Below are 19,979 nucleotides of genomic sequence, written 5' to 3'. Positions count from 1 at the left end.
ACTAGCCCCCCTGCATCGGCGCAAGCACTTCGATGCTGTCACCGGCCTTCAGGCTCTTGTCTGATCGTTCCGAGGCGGGCACGAAGTCACCGTTGACGGCTGTTGCGACTTTTGCGCCCCCAAATCCTTCCACCTCCAACAGATCGGCAAGCGTGCTGACCTGCGCAGTGATCATCGCGCCGTTAAGCTGCAGTTTCATCCATCACCTCCGGTGTTGCGTCGTCAAAAATCAGGTCTGCCACCATGCGGGCCACGGCTGGCGCGAGCAGGAAACCATGCCGGAACAATCCATTGGCGCGGATCAGCTGCCCGTCCCGCCGGATGCGCGGCAGGTTGTCGGGAAAGGCGGGGCGGCTGTCGACGCCGATTTCAAGCACCTCAGCCTCCCCGAAGGCAGGGTTGAGCGCATAGGCCGCAGAGAGCAGTTCCAGAAGCGAGCGGGCCGTCACATGGCCACCCGCGCGGCCTTCGATCATGGTCGCGCCCAGCATGAATATGCCGTCGCCGCGCGGCACGATGTAAAGCGGCACGCGCGGATGCAGCATCCGGATAGGCCGGTGCAGCGTGACATCGGGACATGACAGGATCAGCATCTCGCCCTTGACCCCACGCAGGTCGGACAGATCGGTCCGGGCCTGATATCCGCGACAGTCAATTGTCAGGCCGCGCTGCGCGTGGTGCGCCGGATCCGCGTCTTCCTGACGGAATACGGCACCGTCGGCGATCACCCCTTCCCGGAGCTGCGCCAAGGCCGCCCGTGGCGCCAGATGCGCCTCACTTTCGAAGAAGAGCCCCTGTGCAAAGCGCTCTCCAAGGTCCGGTTCCAGAGCTGTAATTTCGCCCGCCGTGACAGCGCGGTGCGCCCTGGTTCGCCGGGCAAACCGCGCCAGATCGGCACTGTCCCGCGCAGGTGATACCACCAGAGAGCCCCGACGCGCGACCGCATCGGTTTTTGAGGCCCACCAATCTGCGGCTTCAGCCCCGAGCCGCACCACGGGTTCCTCGGCGCTTTCGCCTTCGCAGAAAGGCGCGAGCATTCCGCCTGCCCACCACGAACAAGCATGCGGTCCGTTCTCTTCATGGCGGTCCACCAGCACCACATGCGCGCCCCGGTCCAGCAGGGTCCGCGCGACGCACAGCCCGGCGACGCCTGCGCCTATGACAGTGACGTCCTTCATGACCAGTGCGCGTGGAAGTGATGCACAGGGCCATGGCCTACGCCGATTTGCAATTGGTCCGCCGCCGCAATGGCCGCCTGCAAGTAGCCATGTGCCGCCGTTACCGCCGTGGGCAAACTGTTGCCTTTGGCCAAAAGCGCCGCGATGGACGCAGAATAGGTGCAGCCCGTGCCGTGGGTATTGCGGGTCGCGATGCGTGGCCCGGCAAGCGTTGCCATCACCCCCCCTGCGTCAACCAGAACATCGGTGCAGGTATCGCCCACGGCGTGCCCCCCCTTCATCAAAACGGCCTTCGGGCCTAAGGCCAGAAGGCCTGCTGCCTGTGCCGCCATGTCCTCAGGCGTTCTGGCTTGGCCACCGCCTGTCAGCCGTGCGGCCTCGGGCAGGTTCGGCGTCAGGAGCGTGGCGCGCGGTAGAATCCTGTCGATCAGCGCCACGACCGCGGCTTCCTGCAAAAGCGCGTCCCCTGATTTGGCGATCATCACCGGATCAACGACAACCGGTCCCTCAAAGTCCTCCAGACACGCCGCAACGGTTTCGATGATCGGAACGGAAAACAACATGCCCAGCTTGATGGCCCCTACGTCGAGATCACTGAGGACGGCATCGATCTGCGCTGCGACAATCTCCGCAGGCACCTCATGCACGGCTGTCACTGCCACCGTGTTTTGCGCTGTTATCGCGGTGATCACGCTGGCCCCGAAAACACCCTGAGCGGACATCGCTTTCAGATCCGCCTGCACGCCCGCGCCGCCGCTGCTGTCGGAGCCTGCAATCGTCAGGGCAATCGGGGTCTTGGTCATGGCGCGCGTCTCTCCAACGTGAGGAAAACACCGGCGCGCATGGGGGAAAGACTGTGCGATTGTTGCACATGCTACCCGTTCCCTACGCCGGCATTGTCCGGATCAGGTTCGACGGGTCGGTGCGTGCACCTCTCAGCCCTTGGCGGGCCCCCCGACGGATAAATTTCTGGGTCACCGATCTCGCGGCAACGCCTCTCTACTACTCAATACTTGGACATCCTACAACCGTCATTCTGCCGCAACGGTCCGCCAGGTGATGCACGGTCCTTCGTTGGGACCCGCAGCCGGGCGCTGCCCCCCAAAACCCGGTTTACGCCAGACAAGCTCCCTCCGGCGTGTTTTCCAGACGCAGGATACGATCCGCGAGCCGGTCAGCCTCGCGCATGTCATGTGTCACGAAAACGGTTGCCGGGCGATGGTCGGAGATGAGCTTTTCCGTCAGGTCCAGCATTCTGTCGGCAGTGTCCCGATCGAGGGAAACAAAGGGCTCGTCCATAATCAGCAACTCGGGCGCCTGCGCAAACGCCCGTGCGAGAGACAACCTGCGTTGCTGCCCGAGGGAGAGTTGCTTGGGGAAAAGGTCCTCCTTTCCCTCCAGGCCGCTCCGGGTCAGCATGTCACGCGCCTGTTGTGATGTGAGCTGCGGATGCGGCAGCAGGATGTTCTGAATGACCGACCGCCACGGCAAAAGCGTTGGTTCCTGGAACACAAAGGCAAGGTTCTCGGGCCGTTCAATGCTGCCGTCGAACTCCGGATCAATCCCGGCCAGGATGCGCAGAAGGGTCGATTTGCCAATGCCGGACGGGCCGACCAGCGCAAGGGTCTCGCCTACGTTGATCTCGAAACGGATCGGCCCCAGCACGGGGATACTGCCGAACATCTTGGAGGCAATGTCGACGCGGGTCATGCGTCCCTCCACCGGCGGGCGCGCCGCTCGAACGGCTGGAGCAGCAGCCATTCCACCAGCAGCATCACGCAGATGAACGAGAAGGCATAGACCAGCACCATGGCCACGTCGAAGAGCTGGAAGTAGAGGTGGATCTGGAAGCCCACGCCAGAAGATCGCCCCAGAAACTCCACCACAAGCACGATTTTCCAGATCACCGCCACGCCAGACCGCGCCGCTGCGGCAATAAACGGGGCGAGTTGCGGAAAGACCACGTGCCGCAACCGCGCGCGCCAGGACATCTTGTAGACCTGCGCCATCGCGTCGAGGTCAGGATCCAGCGCCCGGGCGCCTTCGCGGATCACCACGGCCACATTCGGCACCTTGTTGAGCGTCACCGCCGTGATCGCCGCCGCTTCGGTCAGCCCGATCCAGAGATAGCAGAGCACGATCAGTACCAGCGCGGGCAAATTGAGAAACACCACGAGCCACGGGTCCAGCCAGGCATTGGTGCGTGCAGATCGTCCCATGATCAGGCCCAGCACCGTGCCCAACGTCATTGCCAGGGCAAAGGCCCAGAGCACACGGATGATCGTGGCGAAGAGATGGGTCCAAAGCTCACCGGAACCTGCCTCCTGCAGAAACAGCGGAACCAACTGCCAGGGTTTCGGCAGGATTTGCGCATCATCGGTCAGGATCGCGGCAACAACCCACAAAGACAGAAGTCCGGCGAGAGACAGAAAGGGGGTGAGCCGCGCGGCGTGCATCCGCAGATGTTACTTTACATCGGCGAAAAGGCCAGCAGGCAGAGACGTGGCCTCGCCCACAAGCTCGGGGCCTCCCAGATCGCTCATCAGGCTCAGCATCTTGCCGGTGGCGGCCTCATCCACTGGCGCGCGATCAGGGATGCCTGCGATCCAGTCGGATTTGAGCTGTTCGAACTGGGCATCGGTTGCGGCATTCATACGGGGGCGTATGGCCGCCCAGGCGTCGTCGGAGCTCGCCAGCCTGTCCTTGGCCGCACGGCTTGCGTCGAAGAACCGCTGTGCCAGCGCCGGATGATCAGCGAGGAAGCTCTCCTTCATATAGTAGCCCAAGAGCGGCGTGTTCGTATCAAGGCCAAGGGCTGCGCCCGCCTCCTCGACCGAGATCAGCTGCCGCATTCCGGCGGCCTTGTTCTTGGCCAGGAAGTGCCAGAAGTTGATCGCGCCCGCATATTCAGACCCCATGGCGGATTTGAAAATCAGGGGCGGCGCGCCGTACACCTGTTCGGTCTCGGCCTTGAGGTCCATGCCGTATTGTTGCTGTGCATAGGCGCGCAGGATCAGCCAGGATTTGTCCAGCGGTCCACCGGCGATGCCGATCTTGCCGCCTGCCAGATCGGCCAGCGTCTCGGCGGGGCTGCCTTCCGGAACCACCACACCCCCGACGGCCTTGGAATAGGGGATGAAGACGTAATCCTTACCCGCCGCCCGCTGGCGCGCGACCCAGATCCAGTCGGCCACGGCCATATCCGCCTCGCCACCCTCAACCGCAATACGTGTGGCGCTGTTGTCGGCATAGGGTTGCACGTCGAGCGTAAAACCATTGGCCCGGTCCAAGCCGTTGTCCGTGATGGTGGCAAGCTCCCAGTTGACCGTCCCGATCTTGAGCACCGCGGCCCGGATCGTTGGAAGGTCATCCGCAAGGCTTTGCCCGGCCAGCACAGCCAGCGCCATCGAGATGATTTGGATCAGACGCATTTTGCCCTCCGCCCGGAACCGCAGCGCTATTCGGCGCGGCGGCTCACTTCGTTGAGGTCCTTGTCGAGCTTGATATCGAACTGATTGCCACCCTTGCAGATCACGTCATCAAGGTCATAGCCATCGTCTTCGACTTCGATATCATCGGGGTCCATCTGGCATTCGATGGAGGCCAGCATGGCTTCGATCTTCTCCACTGTCTCGGCGTCGAGGTGACCATCGGCCAGCACAGGACCGGAGATCAGGGCGGCGGCGGTCAGGGCAAAAAGATGTTTCATGGCAAACTCCTTGGTTATTGGATCGAAATGGTCATGGATTGCGTCTCGCCGGTCGAACCGGGGATACGTATCGTGTGGCTGCCGGGCTTGATTGCGATGAAGGACATCTCGACCACCCCGGCCTTGTCGAACTCGATGCTGTCGATGGCCATCGGGCGGATCTCGATCTTGTTGATCACGATCTCATTCATCCAGATCGAGCGGAAGAAGCTCGGGCCCTCAATGGCCAGTTCCGCCGAGCCGTCCGCCGTGATCACCAGCGTGTAATAGGCCCCCGACTGCAGCACCACATCCTCGCCCAGCGGTTGACCCGACGCGAGGGTCAGCGGGATGTCCTCACCTCTGTTGCACTTGGCCAGAAGCCCGGCAAAGCCCAGATCGTCACACAACGGCGCGGCCAGAGCCGGCCCACCTGTCAGAGCCAAGGCTGCCGCCATCAATAGTTTCTTCATATCGTTCCTCTCCCGATTTTGCTGATCTGCGTCATTCGATTGTCACCACGCCCCAGGGCTGTTGTCCGACCTGTATCGACTTGATCGCCTTCTCCTTGGCGACATCTATAACTGTGATGTCGTTAGAGTTGCCATTGGTCGTTAGTAGGAACTGCTCGTCGGGCGTGAAGTCCAGTTGCCACACACGTTGACCCACGAGGATGTAGTCGAGGACCTCAAGGCTCTGCGCGTCGATCACGGCCACGCGGTTCGCAGGCCCCAATGCCACGAAAAGCCGGGTGCCGTCCGATGTGACCCGCGCGCCCACGGGCTGCAACCACTCGGGCTGCACGCCTGCGACCTCAAAGGAAATCTTGCCCACAACGGTGGGCGCGCCATCCTCGGCGATGTCCATGACCGTGACCGTGCCGCCGATCTCGGAGGTCACGAACAGGCGACTGCCATCCGCAGTGTAATGCGCATAGCGCGGGCGCTGATCCACGAGGATGTTGTGCTTGATCTTGTAGTCTTCGGTCGAGATGAAATGCGCCATGTTGGTCGTCTCGGAGGTGTTCACCACGAATTTCGCATCCGGGCTCATGCCCATGCCTTCCGGCTCCACACCCACGGGGACCTCCGCCAGAACAGTGCGCGTTTCCGTATCGGTGACCGTGACCAGATTGTCGTCTTCATTGGCGATGTAGAGCCGCTTGCCCGATGGTTCGAGGATGAAGAGCTCCGGGTCAGGCCCCGAGGGCAGGCTGGGCAGTTCCTCATAGGTATTGGCGTCAAAGACCCGCACCAGATTGTCATCGGAGGCGCAGACATAGATGACGCTGCCATCCGGGCTGGTGGTGATCCCACGCGGGCGGTTACCTGCAAAGAATTCCGTCTCCACCTCCCAGGTGTCGGTGTTCACCACGGTGATCGTGTTGCCGCGTTCGTTGGAGATGAACGCCTTGCCCGCGTAAGCCGGGGCGGCGATGAGGGCGGCCAAAGCCGTCGAGAGTAAAAATGATTTCATTTCGTATCTCCAATTAGTCAAAGGCAGTGCAGCTGGATTCGGGCCGGTCGAGACCCATCGTGTCGAGCGGGGAGCTTTGATGCAGGAACCCCTCCTGCGGGCTGACGCTCACGGTGATCACACCGTCATAGAGCAGGACCGGCTGGCGCAGCTGACCGTTCCAGTTGCGGAAAGTGACTTTCTGACCCTTGAAGGCGGCCAGCTCGAAGGCGTCCGAAATGGCATAGTCGCGCACCCCGTCCGGGTCGGCGGTATTGGCCCGCGTCACGGCCTCGCCGACCACACGCAGGGCGAGCCAGACATTGTAGTCTTCGGGCTTGGCATAACGCCCGGTCAGCGCCTCGAAACGGGTCTGGTACTGTGTCGCCCCATAGGCTTCATGGGCACCGTGAAAACTGGTCGGCACCAGCCCGCCCGACCCCATCACGGGCCGCGGCGTCCAGAGGTGATAGCTCAGGTAGCGCGCGAAATAGTCGGTCGCGTCTGCCGCAATCACCACATCATGGTCGTCTGCATCCTGCGTGAAAGCAGGCAGTTGCCGTTGCACCAGCACATGGCCGGAATCCGTGCGTCGCGAGCCGCCGGTATCCTCAAAGCTCCGATCTTCGACAATCTCGGCGCCGAACTTGCGGGCGGCTTTGCGGTAGGCCTCGGCCAGCGCCACATCCTCAGGGTTGGACCCGGCAATCAGAAACCACTCCGTCCACTTCTTCCAAACGGCGAACTGCGCCACGGCGTCCGCTTTCATCCCGTGCGACAGGGCGGTGTGCAGCAGATTGCCCCGGCAGGACCCGTCGCGCAGGTCATTGTCCGCTGCGCGCGCATTGAACACCAGCGCCCCTGCCTCCGCTGCCTGATCGGTGAGGCGCAGCAGATCTTCTGGGCGGGATTGGACAACCACCAGCCGGATCCCATCGGCGAGGATTTGGGCCATCGCCGCATCGGCCTCCTCCGGCGGGACAGCGACGGTTTTGGTCTCATAGGTGTGCCCCAGAAAACCACCGGTCGTGCCATTGTCCTCATCCGCCAGCGCGGCTCCGGCAAAGCCCAGATCATCAGGGGGCAGATCATACCGGCTGATCGGCAGCAGCGTCGGGTAGTCGACGCGCAAAACCGCCGCCTTGACGTCAATCGCCCAAGCGGTCCCGGCAGAAAATACGACGGTAAGTGCCGCCAACAGCGACCTGTGCAAGCAATGCACGTGAACCTCCCCTGCCCGGACATTCTGCCGGGCCTCCCATCTATCCCCGACCGGTCCATGCGCGTGAACCGATACTTTTGGCCGGGTTGTGAGGATCAGCCTAACAGCCGCACGATAAAGGACGATTCTTATTTTTTAAGAACAGGCACATGCGATTGACTGCCCTTGCCCTGCTTGCCGCCACTGGCGTTCACGCACAGGAACGCGTGGCGTTTTTTGGCCTCACGCTGCTCGACACGTCGCTGCAGAGCAGCGCGTCCGGAGAGAATACAGCGGAGCAGGAGCGGCTTGCGCAGCTTGAAGAGATGGTGGCCGCACGGTTTGTGCAGGAAGGCTATGAGCTGGTTGATATCGAGCCTGCCCGCAAGGAGATCGACCGGGTGGTCAATCTGGCCAAATGCTATGGCTGCGACACCCGGATCGCGGTGCAGCTGGGCGCGGATTATGCGTTGGTGGGCGAGGTGCAGAAGGTCTCGGACCTGATCCTTGCGATCAACCTGCAACTGCGCGCGGCAGAGACCGGCGAAATGGTCAAGGGCGGGGTCGTCGATATTCGCGGCAACACCGATGAAAGCTGGCAGCGCGGCATGCGTTACATCCTGAAGAACAGATTTTTCGTGGAGGAGAGATGATGAAGAAACGCGTATTCCTGGCGGCTTGCGTGGCGGCGGTGGTCACGCCGGGGCTGGCCCTGGCGCATGGGCCGACCCGGCAAAAGGTGACGTTGACCACCGAGATGGCCGCCGATCCGGCAGAAGTCTGGGCCACCATCGGCAATTTTCAGGACATGTCCTGGCACCCTGCCGTGCGTGGGACGGCGGGCGAGAACGGCAATGAGATCGACGCCACGCGGGTGTTGACCCTGGGTGCCGCAGATGGGCCAACCATTTCGGAAATCCTCTACAAATTCAGCGATGAGAAGATGAGCTATTCCTACCGCATCACCGATGTGAAGGTGGAGGTGTTACCGGTCACCAATTACTCATCGCATCTCACCGTGATGCCGCGCGACGGCGGCGGGTCGATTGTCGAATGGCGCGGGGCCTTCTATCGCGGCTACCCGAACAACGACCCGCCGGAAGAGCTGAACGATGCCGCCGCGATTGCCGCCGTTTCAGGCGTTTATCAGGCCGGGCTGGATGCCCTGACCGAGCGTTTTGGTGCGCCGGGCTCTTGACCTCGCCGCGGCGCTGGTTGTCGTGGGCACGCTGTGCTCCGCGCGCGATCTGGCGTTTGTCACCTGCCAGACAGGCGATGCCCTGAGCGTGCTGGACATCGCGGCTGGCAAGGAGATCGCCCGCTGGGCCGTGCCGGGCAAACCCGCCGGGGTTGCCCTGTCGCCGGAGGCGGTGTTCACCGTCGCGGCGGACAGCAAGACGGTGCGCAGACATGACCCGCTGACCGGCGAGGCGCTAGTGACAGCGACCCTTGACGGCGGGCCCATCGGCATTGCCCATGATGCGATGCGCGGACGTCTCTTTGTCTCCGACTGGTACAGCGCACGCATCTGGGTTCTGGATGACATCTCCTTGAAGGTCACGAAAGAGCTTGCCGTCGGCGCGGCCCCTGCCGGGCTTACGCTGTCGGCGGACGGCCGTCATCTGGCCTCAGCGGATCGCGACGCGGATCAGGTCTCGATCTTTGATGCGGACACGCTGGTTTTGCGCACGCGCCTCGACGTCGGCAAGCGCCCGTTTGGCCTGCGGTTTGCCCCAGACGGGCGGCTCTTCGTCGGCAATGTGGGCAGCAACGATGTGACGGTGATCGACGTCGCCAATGGCGAGGTCACAGCCACGGTGCCGGTCGGCGACCGCCCCTATGGGGTGGCTTTTGCCAAAGGCCGCGCCTTTGTAACCAACCAGTATGAAGACAGCCTCAGCGTCATCGACCTGGCCACGCTCACGCCGCTGGCCAAGCTCGATACCGGCGAATACCCCGAAGGCGTCGACACCACCGCCGACGGCACGCGCATCGTTGTGGCCAACTGGTTCGACAACACCGTCACTATTTTCGACGCGGAAACCCTTTCTGTGATACAAGAAATCGACACGTGCGATGGCCCCCGCGCCTTTGGCACGTTTCTGCTGGAGGAGGCACAATGAAACATCTGACACTGGCAGCCGCGCTGCTCTGCTGGACCGCCCTGCCCGCGCTTGCGAGCAACGAGGCCTGGGCATCCGTCAAGGAACAGCTTTACGGCGAGCGGGTGATGCTGAGCGGTGACGGGATCATCGCCATTGACGCGCCCTACCGCACCTATGACGACGCCCGCACCGATCTGGCCGCGCAGATTGCCGCGCCGCCGGGTGCGCAGATCGCCAAGGTCACCGTGGTGCTGGATGAAAACCCGATGCCGGTCTCGGCGGTCTTTGACCTCGACACCCCGCAACCGGGGTTCTATTTCGACATCACCATGCGGGTGAACGGCCCGACGCCGATGCATGTGATTGCTGAAACCTCCGATGGGCGGCTGTTTGTCTCCGAAACCTTTGTGAAAACCTCTGGCCAAGGTGCCTGCGCAGCGCCTCCGGGGACCGATCCGGAGATTGCGCTGGCCACGCTTGGGCAGATGAACATCGACGTTGTCGGGACCGTGCCGGGTGTGGACAGCGGCAAGCTGACCAGCCTTGCCTCCCGCCTCAGCCGCATGGATGTGGATATTTCGCACCCCTCGCATTCGGGCATGCAGATGGACCAGATTTCGCTGCTCTTCATCCCGATGCGCTATGTGGAAACGGTCGAGATTGACCTCGACGGCGCAGGGTTTGTCGATCTCACCGGCTCGATCTCGCTGTCGGAGAACCCGCGTCTGGGCCTTGCCGTGCCGCGCAGCACGCAATCCGTTGATGTGACGATGATCGATACCGATGGGTCCGTCAGCCACGTGCATAAGGATCTGGCCGGGTTCTGACCGTCTCTCAGTTGGTCTGCGGCTGGCCGTCTTCCGGGTCCACCTTTTCAAGCGGGTAGTCCCAGAGCTGCCAGCCATCGGTGCCCTCGGGAAACCAGTAAACCGAGGTGTAGCCCCATTCCAGCGCGCGTTTCGCGGCGTTCCAGCTCATCCAGCAGTCTTCCAGACAGAAGATGACAACCGGATGCGCAAGGTCCCCGCGCGTGACCTTTTCAAGACCCGCGCGGAAGTAGTCGGCCGTGACATCTGCAATCGCGCCATACCCCACATTCGGCAGCCAGATCGCACCGGGGATCGAATGGCGCGGCTTGTCACGCCAAATGGTGCCTTTGGGCAGATTGGCGGGTTTCGGGGGTTGCGGCAGCACGTCGATAAACGCAGCTTCGCCCGTTTTCCAAAGTACGTGCGCCTCTTCCGGGCCAACGACCGTCGCACCCTCCAGCGTGGCGGGCACCGGGGCGCGGTAGTGATCCATTCTGTAGTCAGAGGGTTCGGGCACTGTCTGGGCCGTGCTTGTGTGCGGCAGCGCCAAGCACGCCGCCGCCAGCACGGCGCGGATCAATTCGAAATCTCCATCACCTCGGTGCCAAGGTCCGTGACAAGCGGCACGCCCGCCTCCACCAGCAGCGCGTTGATCTCATCCTGATTGCGGCGGATCAGCGAATTCAGCTGGCGCTGCCAGACCTTCTCGCCCTGCCGCACGCCCATGGTGATCCGGTAGAAGAGCCGCGGCGGCAGCTCTTCCTTGATCAGCGGGATGACCTTGAGACCCGGGTAATCCGTCTTGACCAGCGGACCGCCCAATGGCCCCCAAAGCACGGCGGCATCGATCACGCCCGCTGTCAGATCATCGAGCATATCACTCGCAGGGCTCTCGTGCCGACGATCCACCACGAGGTTGTATGCCTTGGACTTGCCGATCAGCCCATTGCGCGCCAGATGCGCGGCGGGGGGCGTGCCCGCGACAATTCCAATCCGCTGCCCCTTCAGCGCGGGGTCGGTCAGCGATTGCACCGACGCCAGATCACCCTCCTGCGCGACGATCAGCGTGTAGACGGAGGTGAAATAATGATTGGTGTTCAACACCAGCTCGTGACCCTGGGCATAGCCCATCACCACGTCACATTGCTTGGCCCTCAGCGTGTTGCGGATGAAACCCGTCGCCATCGGGTACCAGGTGTATTGCACCGGCAAATCAAGCTTGGCCGCCACAAGTTCGGCGAGCTTGTTCTCGAACCCGGTCTCCTCCTTGGACGACATGGGATAATTCGCGGGATCCGCACAGACGCGCAAGGCATTGTTGGAGACGAGATCAGACGTCTGTGCCCCTGCAGACCCCGCAAGGGAGACCCCCAGAAAGAGGGACGCGCAAAGGTTTCGAATTGTCTCAGCCCATGCAGGCATCTTCATCCTCGCGGATCACATCGGATTTGGCTTCTTTCTTTGCAGGCCGCCCGCGCGGCACCGCGTCGAGGCCACGGGCCTTCAGATAGACATAGATGTCGTCCAGATAGCACATGACATTCCGGTTATCGCCAAAGTGCGGCATCACCGAATTGCCGTTCTCGCGGCCGTTCACAACCACTTCGAAAAACTGGTCGTACCCCAGATCGATGGCGGAATTCTTGACCGCTGGCGCATAGGTCGAGCCTTCGCCATCGGGCCCGTGACAGACATGGCATTCCGCGTGATAGCGGCGAAAGCCGGAAAAGGTCAGCCAGTCGACCGTGCCGTCCTCGGCAATGTTGAACGTCGGTGTGCCATCCTCGGTGTAATGGCGACCATCCTCGCTCTCCGCGACCTCATAGATCGCCGGATCCACTTGCGACTCTGCTAAAGCCGTCATCGGCAGGCCGACCGCGAGGCCAAGTGCAATTGTACAGTGCTTGATGTTCATATGATCCTCACCCAGTTTATCTGGGGCCGCATCTCTCTGCAGCCCGGTTCTTTGTTGGACGGGCGCGACCCAGACGGGGCCGCGCCGATCGTTTGCTTAAGGCATCCGCCGTGCTCAGTTCGGCAGGGCGAAGACAGTTAACTGACCACCCAGAGCGGTGTAGTCGCTCAGCGCCGCATAGCCGCCGACCGCGCCCAAACCGTCATTCGGATTGGTCAGACCAGCCGCCAGACCGATCCCGGCCCAGCCGCCGACACCCGACAGGATGCCCACATACTGGCGCCCATCGGACGTGTAGGTCATCACGTTGCCGATGATGCCCGACGGGGTTTTGAAGCGGTAAAGCTCCTCGCCCGTTTCGGCATGCACCGCCTTCAGATGCCCTTCGAGCGTGCCGTAGAAGACGATGTCACCCGCCGTGGCCAGCGCGCCGGACCAGACCGAGAACTTCTCGGGGATGGACCACTTGATCTCGCCGTTGATGTTGTCCCAGGCGATGAAGTTGCCCATGCCACCATGGCTGTCAGGTGCCGGATACATCGACAGGGTCGCGCCCACATAGGGCTGACCGGCGGTGTAGCTCACCCGGAACGGCTCATAGTCCATGCAGACGTGGTTCGTCGGGACGTAGAACATCTGCGTCTCGGGCGAATAGGCCGCTGGCTGCTGGTCTTTCGTGCCCAGAGCCGCCGGGCACACGCCGGTGGTGTTCACGTCTTCGCCGTTTTGCGCGGTCGAATACTGCGCCACCACAGCCGGACGCCCGTAGGTGTCGGATGCCGGATCCATATCGACACCCGTTGTCCAGTTCACAACCGGGTCGAATTTCTCCGCCACCAGCAGCTCACCTGACACACGGTCCATCGTATAGGCCAGACCGTTGCGGTCAAAGTGGGTGAGCAGCTTGCGCTCGGTCCCGTCGATCTCCTGTTCGGACAGGATCATCTCGTTCACACCGTCATAGTCCCACTCGTCATGCGGGGTCATCTGGTAGAACCACTTGGCCATGCCCGTGTCGATGTCACGCGCCATGACCGTCATGGACCAACGGTTGTCCCCGGGACGCTGTGCGGGGTTCCAGGTCGAGGGGTTGCCTGTGCCGTAGTAGAACAGGTTCTCGTCCAGATCCGCGGAGTACCAGCCCCAGGTGGTGCCGCCCCCGATCATCCACTGATCCCCTTCCCAGGTGTTGGTGCCTGAGTCCGCGCCCACCGGTTGACCCAGATGTGTGGTCTTTTCGGGATCGGCCAGGATATCGCTGTCCGGACCCATGGAATAGGCACGCCAGACCTGCTCGCCCGTGGCCATGTCATAGGCGGTCGTATGACCGCGGACACCAAACTCACCACCCGAGATACCGACGATGACCTTGTCCTTGATCGGCAACACGGTGGCCGTGTTGGTCTCGCCAATCGCCGGGTCACCGTTCTGGGCTTCCCATTCAACGGCACCGGTTTCCGCATTCAGCGCGACGACCTTGGTGTCGGCCTGATGCAGGAAGATCTTGCCATCGGCATAGGCCACGCCACGGTTCACCGTGTCACAGCACATCACCGGAATGACATCCGGGTCCTGCTTGGGCTCATACTTCCAGATGATCTTGCCTTCGTTCTTGAGGTCAAGCGCGTAGACGATGTTCGGGAACGGCGTGTGCACATACATCACGTCGCCGATCACCAGTGGCGAGCCTTCATGGCCGCGCAGAACACCGGTCGAGAACGTCCAGGCCACCTGCAGGTCGCCCACATTCTCCGCGTTGATCTGATCCAGCTGCGAAAAACGCTGGTTCTTGTAGTCACCCGTCTGGATCGCCCATTGGCCGGGGTCGTCCATCTGGGCTATGAGATCGTCGTTTGCAAAGGCCATACTGGCGGCGCAAAGAGCGATCCCAGAGGTGAAAAGCTTGAGCTTTTTCATCATAGTACCTCCCTGTGGTGCGGCGGGATTGCCGCGAGAATGACACGCAGGCCCGGGATGCGGGCTTGGCATCAGGTTTTTCCTGCGCGGCTGGTCTCTCCTCCCGCCGCACAGGAAATTCTTGGTCTTACGAGCCCTCGCCTGGGAAACTCGCAAGATATGCAATCACGTTTGCCCGGTCGTCGTCCTTGCGCAGACCGGCAAAGGACATCTTGGTGCCCTTGAGATAGCTGCGGGGTTTTTGCAGAAAGGCGTCCAGCTCTTCCGGCGTCCAGGCCTTGCCCTCGGCGGCCGCCTCCATCAGCGCGTCGGAATAGGAAAACCCGTCCACCGCGCCGAATGCACGATCCACGATCCCGTTCAGCACCGGGCCCACCTTGTTTTCGGCGCCTTCACCGACAGCATGACAGGCCTTGCACTTGCGGAAGACCTTTTCACCCTTTTCCGCATCGCCGGTGACATGCCCATCCGCGAAGGCCATCGCAGGCAATGTCATCAAACAGGCTGTCACCAAAAACGTCTTCAGCATCTTTTACCTTTCGTTGTTTGGGCGGTGGTCCCGCCCGGTCAATTCAACCGCGCGGCGTGCCATTGCACGTGGTCGCGCGCGAAACTGTTCACGAAGAAATACGAATGATCGTATCCCTCCTGCATCCGCACCTGCCCGGGCTGACGCCGCCGCGCCATCATGTCGGCCAGCGCCTCGGGCTTCAGCAGATCGAGGAACTGGTCGCCGGACCCCTGATCGACCAGCAGATCACCCTTCCAGCCGTATTCCTGCAGCAGCAGGGTGGCGTCATGCTCTGCCCAGCTGCTCTCGTCGTCGCCGAGATAGGCGCTGAGCTGCTTGCGGCCCCAGTCCGATTTTGTCGGGTTGGTGATCGGCGCAAAGGCCGACAGGGAATCGAACAGCCCGGCATTGCGGATGGCAATCGTGATCGCCCCATGCCCGCCCATTGAATGGCCGGTAATGCCGTGCCGGTCGCGCACCGGCAGGTTGTCCATCACGATCGACCGCAATTCGCTGACGATGTAATCATACATGCGGTAGTTGTTCTTCCACGGGTTGCGCGTCGCGTTCACGTAGAACCCTGCGCCCTGCCCCAGATCATAGGCTTCATCGTCGCTCACACTCTCGCCCCGCGGCGAGGTGTCGGGGAAAATCACCGCCAGCCCATGCTCGGCCGCGTGCTCCTGAAAGCCACCCTTGGTCATGGCGTTTTCATGGGTGCAGGTCAGCCCTGACAGATACCACAGCACCGGCACCGGCCCGTCATTGGCCTGCGGCGGCAGATAGGCGGCAAAGGTCATTTCGCAGCCGCAGGTGTTCGACGGGTGCTTGTAGACCTGCTGCCGGCCCCCAAAACTGCGATTTTCCGACACCAGCTCCATCGCCTAGAACTCCACGACGGCTCTGATGGATTTCCCCTCATGCATCAGATCGAACCCGTGGTTGATCTCGTCCAGGGTGAGCTTGTGGGTGATCATCGGGTCGATCTCGATCTTGCCGTCCATGTACCAGTCCACGATCTTGGGCACATCCGTGCGCCCCTTCGCGCCCCCAAAGGCCGTGCCGCGCCAGACCCGGCCCGTGACCAGCTGGAAGGGCCGCGTCGAGATCTCCGCCCCCGCAGGTGCCACGCCGATGATGATGCTCTCGCCCCAGCCCTTGTGGGCGCATTCCAAAGCGGTCCGCATCACGTTCACATTGCCCGTGGCGTCAAAGGTGTAATCCGCCCCACCCTTCGTAATCTCAACCAGATGGGCCACGATATCCCCATCCACCTTCGACGGATTGACAAAATCAGTCATCCCGAACTGTTGTCCCATGGTGGCCTTGTCGTCGTTCAGATCGACCCCCACGATCTGGTCACAGCCCGCCATGCGCAGCCCCTGGATCACATTCAGACCGATCCCGCCCAGCCCAAAGACCACACAGCGCGAGCCGATCTCGACCTTCGCGGTATTAATGACCGCGCCAATGCCCGTGGTGACGCCACAACCGATGTAGCAGATCTTGTCAAAAGGCGCGTCTTTTCGGACCTTTGCGAGCGCTATTTCAGGGACCACTGTATGATTGGCGAAGGTCGAACAGCCCATGTAGTGGTGGATCGGCGTGCCATCCAGCATCGAAAACCGCGTCGACCCATCGGGCAGCAGCCCCTGGCCCTGGGTGGCGCGCACCTTCTGGCAGAGGTTGGTTTTCGGGTTCAGGCAGTACTCGCATTCGCGACATTCGGGCGTGTAGAGCGGGATCACATGGTCGCCCACCTCAAGGCTCGTGACCCCCTCGCCGACCTCAATCACAACGCCCGCGCCCTCATGGCCGAGGATCGCCGGAAAGATGCCTTCGGGGTCATCGCCCGAGCGCGTGAATTCATCCGTGTGGCACAGGCCCGTCGCCTTGATCTCCACCAGAACCTCGCCCGCCCGCGGACCCTCAAGGTTCACCTCCATGATCTCAAGCGGCTGACCAGCAGCAACCGCAACAGCAGCACGCGTCCGTAGCATTCAGGTTCCTCCCTTGATCGCGTGCTCAAAAAGCCGTGATCTTTCTACCGGAAGTATGCGCCCCGCAGCGCGCGCCGAACAACTAAGACAATGGTGGGTATTCAGTCCTGTAGACAGCCGACAGATGCTTGGCCCATAGTTGAAGGGGTCGCACGGATTGGAGAGCCCGGATGTCAAAACGCCTGTCTTCTGCCCTGTTTGCCATGGTTGTGGCCATGATCGCGCCGGTTGAGGCCGCGGATTACTCGGATCCCACCTGGCCCTGCGTTCAACGCAAGGTCGAGACCCTGTCGCTGGGCCTGATGTGGCCGCATCCGGTGGACCCGGAGGGCACGCCCGCAACCGACGAGATGCGCCATGACATCGCGGACCTGGCCGGATACCTGTCCCTGCGCCGCGTCGAGCTGGATACGCTACAGCCCCGCGTCGACGCCTTCGCCGAGACCTATGGCGGCGATGTGCAGGCGCTTGGCATGGTTTTTGCAGAGGTGTTCGACACCCTCTCCACCCGCCGGGGGCGAATCATGAAGGGCATCGAGGACTTCTCGCTCAGCCAGATTGCGCTGGCCGACAAGATCGACAGCCTGCGCGCCGAGATGGACGCGACCCTGGCCAAGGCCGAGCCCGATTTCGACAAGGTGGATCAGCTCGAAGAACGGCTGGACTGGGATCAGGTGATCTATACCGACCGGCAGCGCAACATCACCTATCTCTGCGAGACCCCGACGCTGCTGGAACGGCGCCTCTTCAGCATCGCTCAGATACTGCAGCAGTCGGTTCAGGATCAGGGCTAGGCGCCCCGCCTACTCCCACTCCAGCTCGGTAAAAGCCACCGTCGCGTTGCGCGGGTTGTAGGCTTCGAAGAGCTCCCAGTTTGGCGCCTCTTCGGCGGCGATCACCTCCACCGCCTCCCCCAGCCGCTGGCCCGCATCAATGGCCGCGCGGGTATCCGCCTCCAGCACGCTCAGATACCGCTGCATCGGCGCGAGCCCCTCGGGCCAGTCCAGCACCGGCCTTCCATGCCCCGGCACCACCTGCCGAAAAGCCGTGTCCCCAAGTTCGCTCAAAACCGCGCGCCAGCCGCGCAGCCTGCCGTCGAGCGCGGGTGTGTGCAAATCAAAGATCAGATCGCCCGCAAAGAAGGTCCCGGTGGTCTCATCCAACACGGTCAGATCCGTGCCGGTATGCGCCATCTGCCAGGCCTTCAGCTGCAGCAGCCGCCCCCCCAGATCGATTTCCGCCGTGTTTTCAATGGCAAGATCGACCGGCACCGCGCGGGTGCCCAGCATATCCTCCGGCCCGACAAGCAGATCGAGGCTTTCGAGATAATTCGCCTGACGGTCCGAGAGCGCGCGTGACAGGTTCACATGCCCCACGATCTGCGCACCCGCTTCGGCAAAGGGACCCGCGCCCAGGGCGTGATCGGGATGCATATGGGTGATCACCACATGGCTCACCGGCTTGGATGTCTCGGCCCGGATCGCGCGCCATAGCGCTTCGCCCATCCAGCGCGCAATACCAGTGTCGATCACCGCCACGCTGGTATCGCCGACGATGAACCCCAGATTACTGGTATCGCCGCGGTTTGCCGGGTCAGGCTCGGCAATCGCACCCATATGCACAAACACGCCGGGCGCCACTTCGGTCACCTCAAGCGCCGGACCAGTCGCTTCACATCTTGCGGATCCTCGTGTCACAAGCCCGCCAAAAACCGCCAGATCAGGTGCGCGTGCTGCAAGGGCTGCCGCGCATGCCGCCTGCGTCTCTGCCTCATATCCCGGCAACAGATGATCGCGGCACGGGCCCTCGGTCAGGCTGGCGCAGAGGGCGATCACGGCTTCGAACATGGCGGCTCCTTCGCCATGAAGCATCCCACACCATGCGCCGCCGTCCAGTCAGCCATAGGTATATATGTCAATTTGCGCTGTTTTATGCGATAAGACGGGCAATTCTGTGCTGGAGGAGACAGAGATGGCGATGAAACTTGCACATGCAGCGGCCCTTGCGGCGCTGATGGTGGGGCCCGCCTGGGCCACCGATGCCCCGAAAAATCCGCTGACCGAAAGCGAGACCTGGAACGACCTGCGCGAGGATGTGGTCGGCGATGCCAGCATCGGATCGGCTGAAGGTCTGCTCAGCATCGACGCCCCCTACCGCGCGCATGACGCCGCCACGGTACCGATCATTCTGAAACAGACCGATCCCGCCACCACGATCTCTGCTGCCACGGTGGTGATCGACGAAAACCCCGCGCCGGTTGCCGCCGTCTTTGGCTTTTCCCCCGCCATGGGCACGCTGGATTTCGAGATGCGCGTGCGGGTCAACCAGTATTCCAACGTGCGCGTGATCGCCGAAACGCCCGACGGGCTGCATATGACGGGCCGCTACGTGAAGGCCTCGGGCGGTTGCTCCGCGCCCGCGACCAAGGATCCGGCAGTGGCGCTGGCCAATATGGGCAAGATGAAACTGCGCAGCTTTGGCGACGGTGCCCAGGTGTCCACGCCGCGCCGCGAAGCGCAGATCATGATCCGCCACCCCAACTACTCGGGCCTGCAGCGTGACCAGATCACCCAGCTTTTCATCCCCGCGCATTTCATCGATCATCTGGAGGTCTGGCAGGGCGATGAGCTGCTTTTCACCATGGACGGTGGCATTTCGATCTCGGAAAACCCGGTCTTCCGCTTTGCCTACAACGACAATGGTTCGACCGCACTGACGGTGAAGGCCACGGATACGGACGGCAACAGCTTTGAAAGCAGCCTGCCGAAATCCGTCAGCGGCTAGACCGGCAGAGGCTATCCCAACCACCCCCGGCCTTAAATCCCGGCCAATGCGCGATCCAGCGCGTCCTTGAGGGCTGGCGCGGTGTCATGCACCCATTGCGGTTCATTGTGTCTGACGATCAGCCAGAACCTCGTCCCCTCCTTCCAGAAGGTGGCATCGATCAACCCGGCCTCTTTCTTGTCCCGCTTGAAATGCCAATGCACCGAGTTGGGGTATTTGACCCGCGAATAGCCACCAATATGAGAAATATAGAGACCGGTCTCCGCCGCCGCGCGCGCAACCACCCCCATCATGGTTTCCTTGTCCATGTCCTCGGGGATGTCCACCACAAGATCGTAGGATTTCTTTGCCTTTGCCATGCCACGCTCGCTCCTGTGTCGCCTGATGCGGCGACCCGATAGAGACTTTATTCACGG

Annotated in this window: 25 protein-coding genes and 1 riboswitch; of the genes, 6 read left to right on the top strand and 19 right to left on the bottom strand. The window is 62.2% G+C overall.

Annotated elements, in window-relative coordinates; all coding sequences use genetic code 11:
• Nucleotide 1 precedes the first annotated feature (1 nt).
• The 10 genes from thiS to ISX84_RS20295 all read right to left on the bottom strand — a co-directional run bounded on the left by thiS (nucleotide 2) and on the right by ISX84_RS20295 (nucleotide 7,534).
• Nucleotides 2-199, bottom strand: a complete 198-nt coding sequence (thiS, locus tag ISX84_RS20340) for a sulfur carrier protein ThiS (RefSeq protein WP_195822248.1) — start codon at nucleotides 197-199, stop codon at nucleotides 2-4.
• On the bottom strand, nucleotides 183-1,178 hold the full coding sequence (locus ISX84_RS20335; protein ID WP_195822247.1) for an FAD-dependent oxidoreductase: 996 nt from the start codon (nucleotides 1,176-1,178) through the stop codon (nucleotides 183-185). The genes thiS and ISX84_RS20335 overlap by 17 nt, the downstream gene beginning before the upstream one ends.
• Nucleotides 1,175-1,981 (bottom strand): bifunctional hydroxymethylpyrimidine kinase/phosphomethylpyrimidine kinase, encoded by an 807-nt coding sequence (gene thiD, locus ISX84_RS20330; RefSeq protein WP_195822246.1) that lies wholly within the window; start codon nucleotides 1,979-1,981, stop codon nucleotides 1,175-1,177. Before thiD ends, ISX84_RS20335 begins: the two co-directional genes overlap by 4 nt.
• 62 nt (nucleotides 1,982-2,043) lie before the next feature.
• Nucleotides 2,044-2,145: riboswitch (TPP riboswitch) on the bottom strand.
• A 146-nt stretch (nucleotides 2,146-2,291) separates the two neighbouring features.
• Entirely contained in the window at nucleotides 2,292-2,888 is a 597-nt protein-coding gene (locus tag ISX84_RS20325; protein ID WP_195822245.1) for an ABC transporter ATP-binding protein, read from the bottom strand.
• Nucleotides 2,885-3,634: an ABC transporter permease gene (locus tag ISX84_RS20320; RefSeq protein WP_195822244.1), complete on the bottom strand. Its 750-nt coding sequence runs from the start codon at nucleotides 3,632-3,634 to the stop codon at nucleotides 2,885-2,887. The genes ISX84_RS20325 and ISX84_RS20320 overlap by 4 nt, the downstream gene beginning before the upstream one ends.
• Nucleotides 3,635-3,643: 9 nt before the next feature.
• Nucleotides 3,644-4,609 carry an ABC transporter substrate-binding protein gene (locus ISX84_RS20315; RefSeq protein WP_195822243.1) on the bottom strand — a complete coding sequence of 322 codons (966 nt, stop codon included), beginning with the start codon at nucleotides 4,607-4,609 and terminating at the stop codon, nucleotides 3,644-3,646.
• 26 nt (nucleotides 4,610-4,635) lie between these two features.
• The gene (locus ISX84_RS20310; RefSeq protein WP_195822242.1) at nucleotides 4,636-4,887 is read right to left on the bottom strand and encodes a PepSY domain-containing protein; all 252 of its coding nucleotides are present in this window, start codon (nucleotides 4,885-4,887) and stop codon (nucleotides 4,636-4,638) included.
• Between the two features lie 14 nt (nucleotides 4,888-4,901).
• Nucleotides 4,902-5,339, bottom strand: coding sequence for a hypothetical protein (locus tag ISX84_RS20305; RefSeq protein ID WP_195822241.1), 438 nt, complete (start codon nucleotides 5,337-5,339; stop codon nucleotides 4,902-4,904).
• Nucleotides 5,340-5,370: 31 nt separating this feature from the next.
• Nucleotides 5,371-6,342, bottom strand: a complete 972-nt coding sequence (locus tag ISX84_RS20300; RefSeq protein ID WP_195822240.1) for a YVTN family beta-propeller repeat protein — start codon at nucleotides 6,340-6,342, stop codon at nucleotides 5,371-5,373.
• Between the two features lie 13 nt (nucleotides 6,343-6,355).
• Nucleotides 6,356-7,534 (bottom strand): ABC transporter substrate-binding protein, encoded by a 1,179-nt coding sequence (locus ISX84_RS20295; protein WP_229884466.1) that lies wholly within the window; start codon nucleotides 7,532-7,534, stop codon nucleotides 6,356-6,358.
• A gap of 158 nt (nucleotides 7,535-7,692) precedes the next feature.
• Between ISX84_RS20295 and ISX84_RS20290 the strand changes: the two genes are divergently transcribed.
• Genes ISX84_RS20290 through ISX84_RS20275 form a run of 4 tightly spaced genes read left to right on the top strand, consistent with a single transcriptional unit; the run spans nucleotide 7,693 to nucleotide 10,454 of the window.
• On the top strand, nucleotides 7,693-8,175 hold the full coding sequence (locus tag ISX84_RS20290) for a DUF3280 domain-containing protein (protein WP_195822239.1): 483 nt from the start codon (nucleotides 7,693-7,695) through the stop codon (nucleotides 8,173-8,175).
• Complete coding sequence (locus tag ISX84_RS20285) at nucleotides 8,175-8,720, top strand: SRPBCC family protein (RefSeq protein ID WP_195822238.1); 546 nt, start codon at nucleotides 8,175-8,177, stop codon at nucleotides 8,718-8,720. The genes ISX84_RS20290 and ISX84_RS20285 overlap by 1 nt, the downstream gene beginning before the upstream one ends.
• Complete coding sequence (locus ISX84_RS20280) at nucleotides 8,704-9,645, top strand: YncE family protein (RefSeq protein WP_195822237.1); 942 nt, start codon at nucleotides 8,704-8,706, stop codon at nucleotides 9,643-9,645. Before ISX84_RS20285 ends, ISX84_RS20280 begins: the two co-directional genes overlap by 17 nt.
• On the top strand, nucleotides 9,642-10,454 hold the full coding sequence (locus ISX84_RS20275) for a quinoprotein dehydrogenase-associated SoxYZ-like carrier (RefSeq protein ID WP_195822236.1): 813 nt from the start codon (nucleotides 9,642-9,644) through the stop codon (nucleotides 10,452-10,454). The genes ISX84_RS20280 and ISX84_RS20275 overlap by 4 nt, the downstream gene beginning before the upstream one ends.
• 7 nt (nucleotides 10,455-10,461) lie before the next feature.
• On the opposite strand, the gene ISX84_RS20270 is transcribed toward ISX84_RS20275, so the two are convergent.
• The 7 genes from ISX84_RS20270 to ISX84_RS20240 form a co-directional block, all read right to left on the bottom strand.
• The gene (locus ISX84_RS20270; protein WP_195822235.1) at nucleotides 10,462-11,016 is read right to left on the bottom strand and encodes a PQQ-dependent catabolism-associated CXXCW motif protein; all 555 of its coding nucleotides are present in this window, start codon (nucleotides 11,014-11,016) and stop codon (nucleotides 10,462-10,464) included.
• Nucleotides 11,013-11,858, bottom strand: coding sequence for a substrate-binding domain-containing protein (locus ISX84_RS20265; RefSeq protein ID WP_195822234.1), 846 nt, complete (start codon nucleotides 11,856-11,858; stop codon nucleotides 11,013-11,015). Before ISX84_RS20265 ends, ISX84_RS20270 begins: the two co-directional genes overlap by 4 nt.
• Nucleotides 11,842-12,351 (bottom strand): c-type cytochrome, methanol metabolism-related, encoded by a 510-nt coding sequence (locus ISX84_RS20260; RefSeq protein WP_195822233.1) that lies wholly within the window; start codon nucleotides 12,349-12,351, stop codon nucleotides 11,842-11,844. Before ISX84_RS20260 ends, ISX84_RS20265 begins: the two co-directional genes overlap by 17 nt.
• Nucleotides 12,352-12,465: 114 nt before the next feature.
• A complete protein-coding gene (locus ISX84_RS20255) occupies nucleotides 12,466-14,268 on the bottom strand; it encodes a methanol/ethanol family PQQ-dependent dehydrogenase (RefSeq protein ID WP_195822232.1) in 1,803 nt (600 codons plus the stop codon).
• Between the two features lie 127 nt (nucleotides 14,269-14,395).
• Nucleotides 14,396-14,797 (bottom strand): c-type cytochrome, encoded by a 402-nt coding sequence (locus tag ISX84_RS20250; protein WP_195822231.1) that lies wholly within the window; start codon nucleotides 14,795-14,797, stop codon nucleotides 14,396-14,398.
• Between the two features lie 38 nt (nucleotides 14,798-14,835).
• Nucleotides 14,836-15,660, bottom strand: coding sequence for an S-formylglutathione hydrolase (gene fghA, locus ISX84_RS20245; RefSeq protein WP_195822230.1), 825 nt, complete (start codon nucleotides 15,658-15,660; stop codon nucleotides 14,836-14,838).
• A gap of 3 nt (nucleotides 15,661-15,663) precedes the next feature.
• Nucleotides 15,664-16,779, bottom strand: a complete 1,116-nt coding sequence (locus ISX84_RS20240) for an S-(hydroxymethyl)glutathione dehydrogenase/class III alcohol dehydrogenase (protein ID WP_195822229.1) — start codon at nucleotides 16,777-16,779, stop codon at nucleotides 15,664-15,666.
• 170 nt (nucleotides 16,780-16,949) lie between these two features.
• Here ISX84_RS20240 and ISX84_RS20235 point away from each other — a divergent pair, with 170 nt between their 5' ends.
• Nucleotides 16,950-17,573 (top strand): hypothetical protein, encoded by a 624-nt coding sequence (locus tag ISX84_RS20235; protein ID WP_195822228.1) that lies wholly within the window; start codon nucleotides 16,950-16,952, stop codon nucleotides 17,571-17,573.
• Between the two features lie 9 nt (nucleotides 17,574-17,582).
• Here the strand turns inward: ISX84_RS20235 and ISX84_RS20230 are convergent, their stop codons facing one another.
• Nucleotides 17,583-18,626 (bottom strand): quinoprotein relay system zinc metallohydrolase 2, encoded by a 1,044-nt coding sequence (locus tag ISX84_RS20230; protein WP_195822227.1) that lies wholly within the window; start codon nucleotides 18,624-18,626, stop codon nucleotides 17,583-17,585.
• Nucleotides 18,627-18,750: 124 nt separating this feature from the next.
• On the opposite strand from ISX84_RS20230, the gene ISX84_RS20225 reads away from it, so the two are divergent.
• On the top strand, nucleotides 18,751-19,563 hold the full coding sequence (locus ISX84_RS20225) for a quinoprotein dehydrogenase-associated SoxYZ-like carrier (protein WP_195822226.1): 813 nt from the start codon (nucleotides 18,751-18,753) through the stop codon (nucleotides 19,561-19,563).
• Between the two features lie 32 nt (nucleotides 19,564-19,595).
• Here ISX84_RS20225 and ISX84_RS20220 read toward each other — a convergent pair whose 3' ends face one another.
• Complete coding sequence (locus ISX84_RS20220; protein WP_195822225.1) at nucleotides 19,596-19,922, bottom strand: hypothetical protein; 327 nt, start codon at nucleotides 19,920-19,922, stop codon at nucleotides 19,596-19,598.
• Between the last annotated feature and the right edge of the window lie 57 nt (nucleotides 19,923-19,979).

The sequence above is a fragment of the Roseobacter sp. MH60115 genome (assembly GCF_015644665.1).
Classification (GTDB): Bacteria; Pseudomonadota; Alphaproteobacteria; order Rhodobacterales; family Rhodobacteraceae; genus Roseobacter.
The sequence above is the reverse complement of the archived record's forward strand: the minus strand, read 5'-3'. Positions and strand labels throughout refer to the sequence as shown.

What these genes read in the sequence shown, in the direction of transcription:
- thiS (WP_195822248.1), bottom strand. Translation starts at nt 199, where the DNA reads ATGAAACTGCAGCTTAACGGCGCGATGATCACTGCGCAGGTCAGCACG.
- ISX84_RS20335 (WP_195822247.1), bottom strand. Translation starts at nt 1,178, where the DNA reads ATGAAGGACGTCACTGTCATAGGCGCAGGCGTCGCCGGGCTGTGCGTC.
- thiD (WP_195822246.1), bottom strand. Translation starts at nt 1,981, where the DNA reads ATGACCAAGACCCCGATTGCCCTGACGATTGCAGGCTCCGACAGCAGC.
- ISX84_RS20325 (WP_195822245.1), bottom strand. Translation starts at nt 2,888, where the DNA reads ATGACCCGCGTCGACATTGCCTCCAAGATGTTCGGCAGTATCCCCGTG.
- ISX84_RS20320 (WP_195822244.1), bottom strand. Translation starts at nt 3,634, where the DNA reads ATGCACGCCGCGCGGCTCACCCCCTTTCTGTCTCTCGCCGGACTTCTG.
- ISX84_RS20315 (WP_195822243.1), bottom strand. Translation starts at nt 4,609, where the DNA reads ATGCGTCTGATCCAAATCATCTCGATGGCGCTGGCTGTGCTGGCCGGG.
- ISX84_RS20310 (WP_195822242.1), bottom strand. Translation starts at nt 4,887, where the DNA reads ATGAAACATCTTTTTGCCCTGACCGCCGCCGCCCTGATCTCCGGTCCT.
- ISX84_RS20305 (WP_195822241.1), bottom strand. Translation starts at nt 5,339, where the DNA reads ATGAAGAAACTATTGATGGCGGCAGCCTTGGCTCTGACAGGTGGGCCG.
- ISX84_RS20300 (WP_195822240.1), bottom strand. Translation starts at nt 6,342, where the DNA reads ATGAAATCATTTTTACTCTCGACGGCTTTGGCCGCCCTCATCGCCGCC.
- ISX84_RS20290 (WP_195822239.1), top strand. Translation starts at nt 7,693, where the DNA reads ATGCGATTGACTGCCCTTGCCCTGCTTGCCGCCACTGGCGTTCACGCA.
- ISX84_RS20285 (WP_195822238.1), top strand. Translation starts at nt 8,175, where the DNA reads ATGAAGAAACGCGTATTCCTGGCGGCTTGCGTGGCGGCGGTGGTCACG.
- ISX84_RS20275 (WP_195822236.1), top strand. Translation starts at nt 9,642, where the DNA reads ATGAAACATCTGACACTGGCAGCCGCGCTGCTCTGCTGGACCGCCCTG.
- ISX84_RS20265 (WP_195822234.1), bottom strand. Translation starts at nt 11,858, where the DNA reads ATGCCTGCATGGGCTGAGACAATTCGAAACCTTTGCGCGTCCCTCTTT.
- ISX84_RS20260 (WP_195822233.1), bottom strand. Translation starts at nt 12,351, where the DNA reads ATGAACATCAAGCACTGTACAATTGCACTTGGCCTCGCGGTCGGCCTG.
- ISX84_RS20255 (WP_195822232.1), bottom strand. Translation starts at nt 14,268, where the DNA reads ATGAAAAAGCTCAAGCTTTTCACCTCTGGGATCGCTCTTTGCGCCGCC.
- ISX84_RS20250 (WP_195822231.1), bottom strand. Translation starts at nt 14,797, where the DNA reads ATGCTGAAGACGTTTTTGGTGACAGCCTGTTTGATGACATTGCCTGCG.
- fghA (WP_195822230.1), bottom strand. Translation starts at nt 15,660, where the DNA reads ATGGAGCTGGTGTCGGAAAATCGCAGTTTTGGGGGCCGGCAGCAGGTC.
- ISX84_RS20240 (WP_195822229.1), bottom strand. Translation starts at nt 16,779, where the DNA reads ATGCTACGGACGCGTGCTGCTGTTGCGGTTGCTGCTGGTCAGCCGCTT.
- ISX84_RS20235 (WP_195822228.1), top strand. Translation starts at nt 16,950, where the DNA reads ATGTCAAAACGCCTGTCTTCTGCCCTGTTTGCCATGGTTGTGGCCATG.
- ISX84_RS20230 (WP_195822227.1), bottom strand. Translation starts at nt 18,626, where the DNA reads ATGTTCGAAGCCGTGATCGCCCTCTGCGCCAGCCTGACCGAGGGCCCG.
- ISX84_RS20225 (WP_195822226.1), top strand. Translation starts at nt 18,751, where the DNA reads ATGGCGATGAAACTTGCACATGCAGCGGCCCTTGCGGCGCTGATGGTG.
- ISX84_RS20220 (WP_195822225.1), bottom strand. Translation starts at nt 19,922, where the DNA reads ATGGCAAAGGCAAAGAAATCCTACGATCTTGTGGTGGACATCCCCGAG.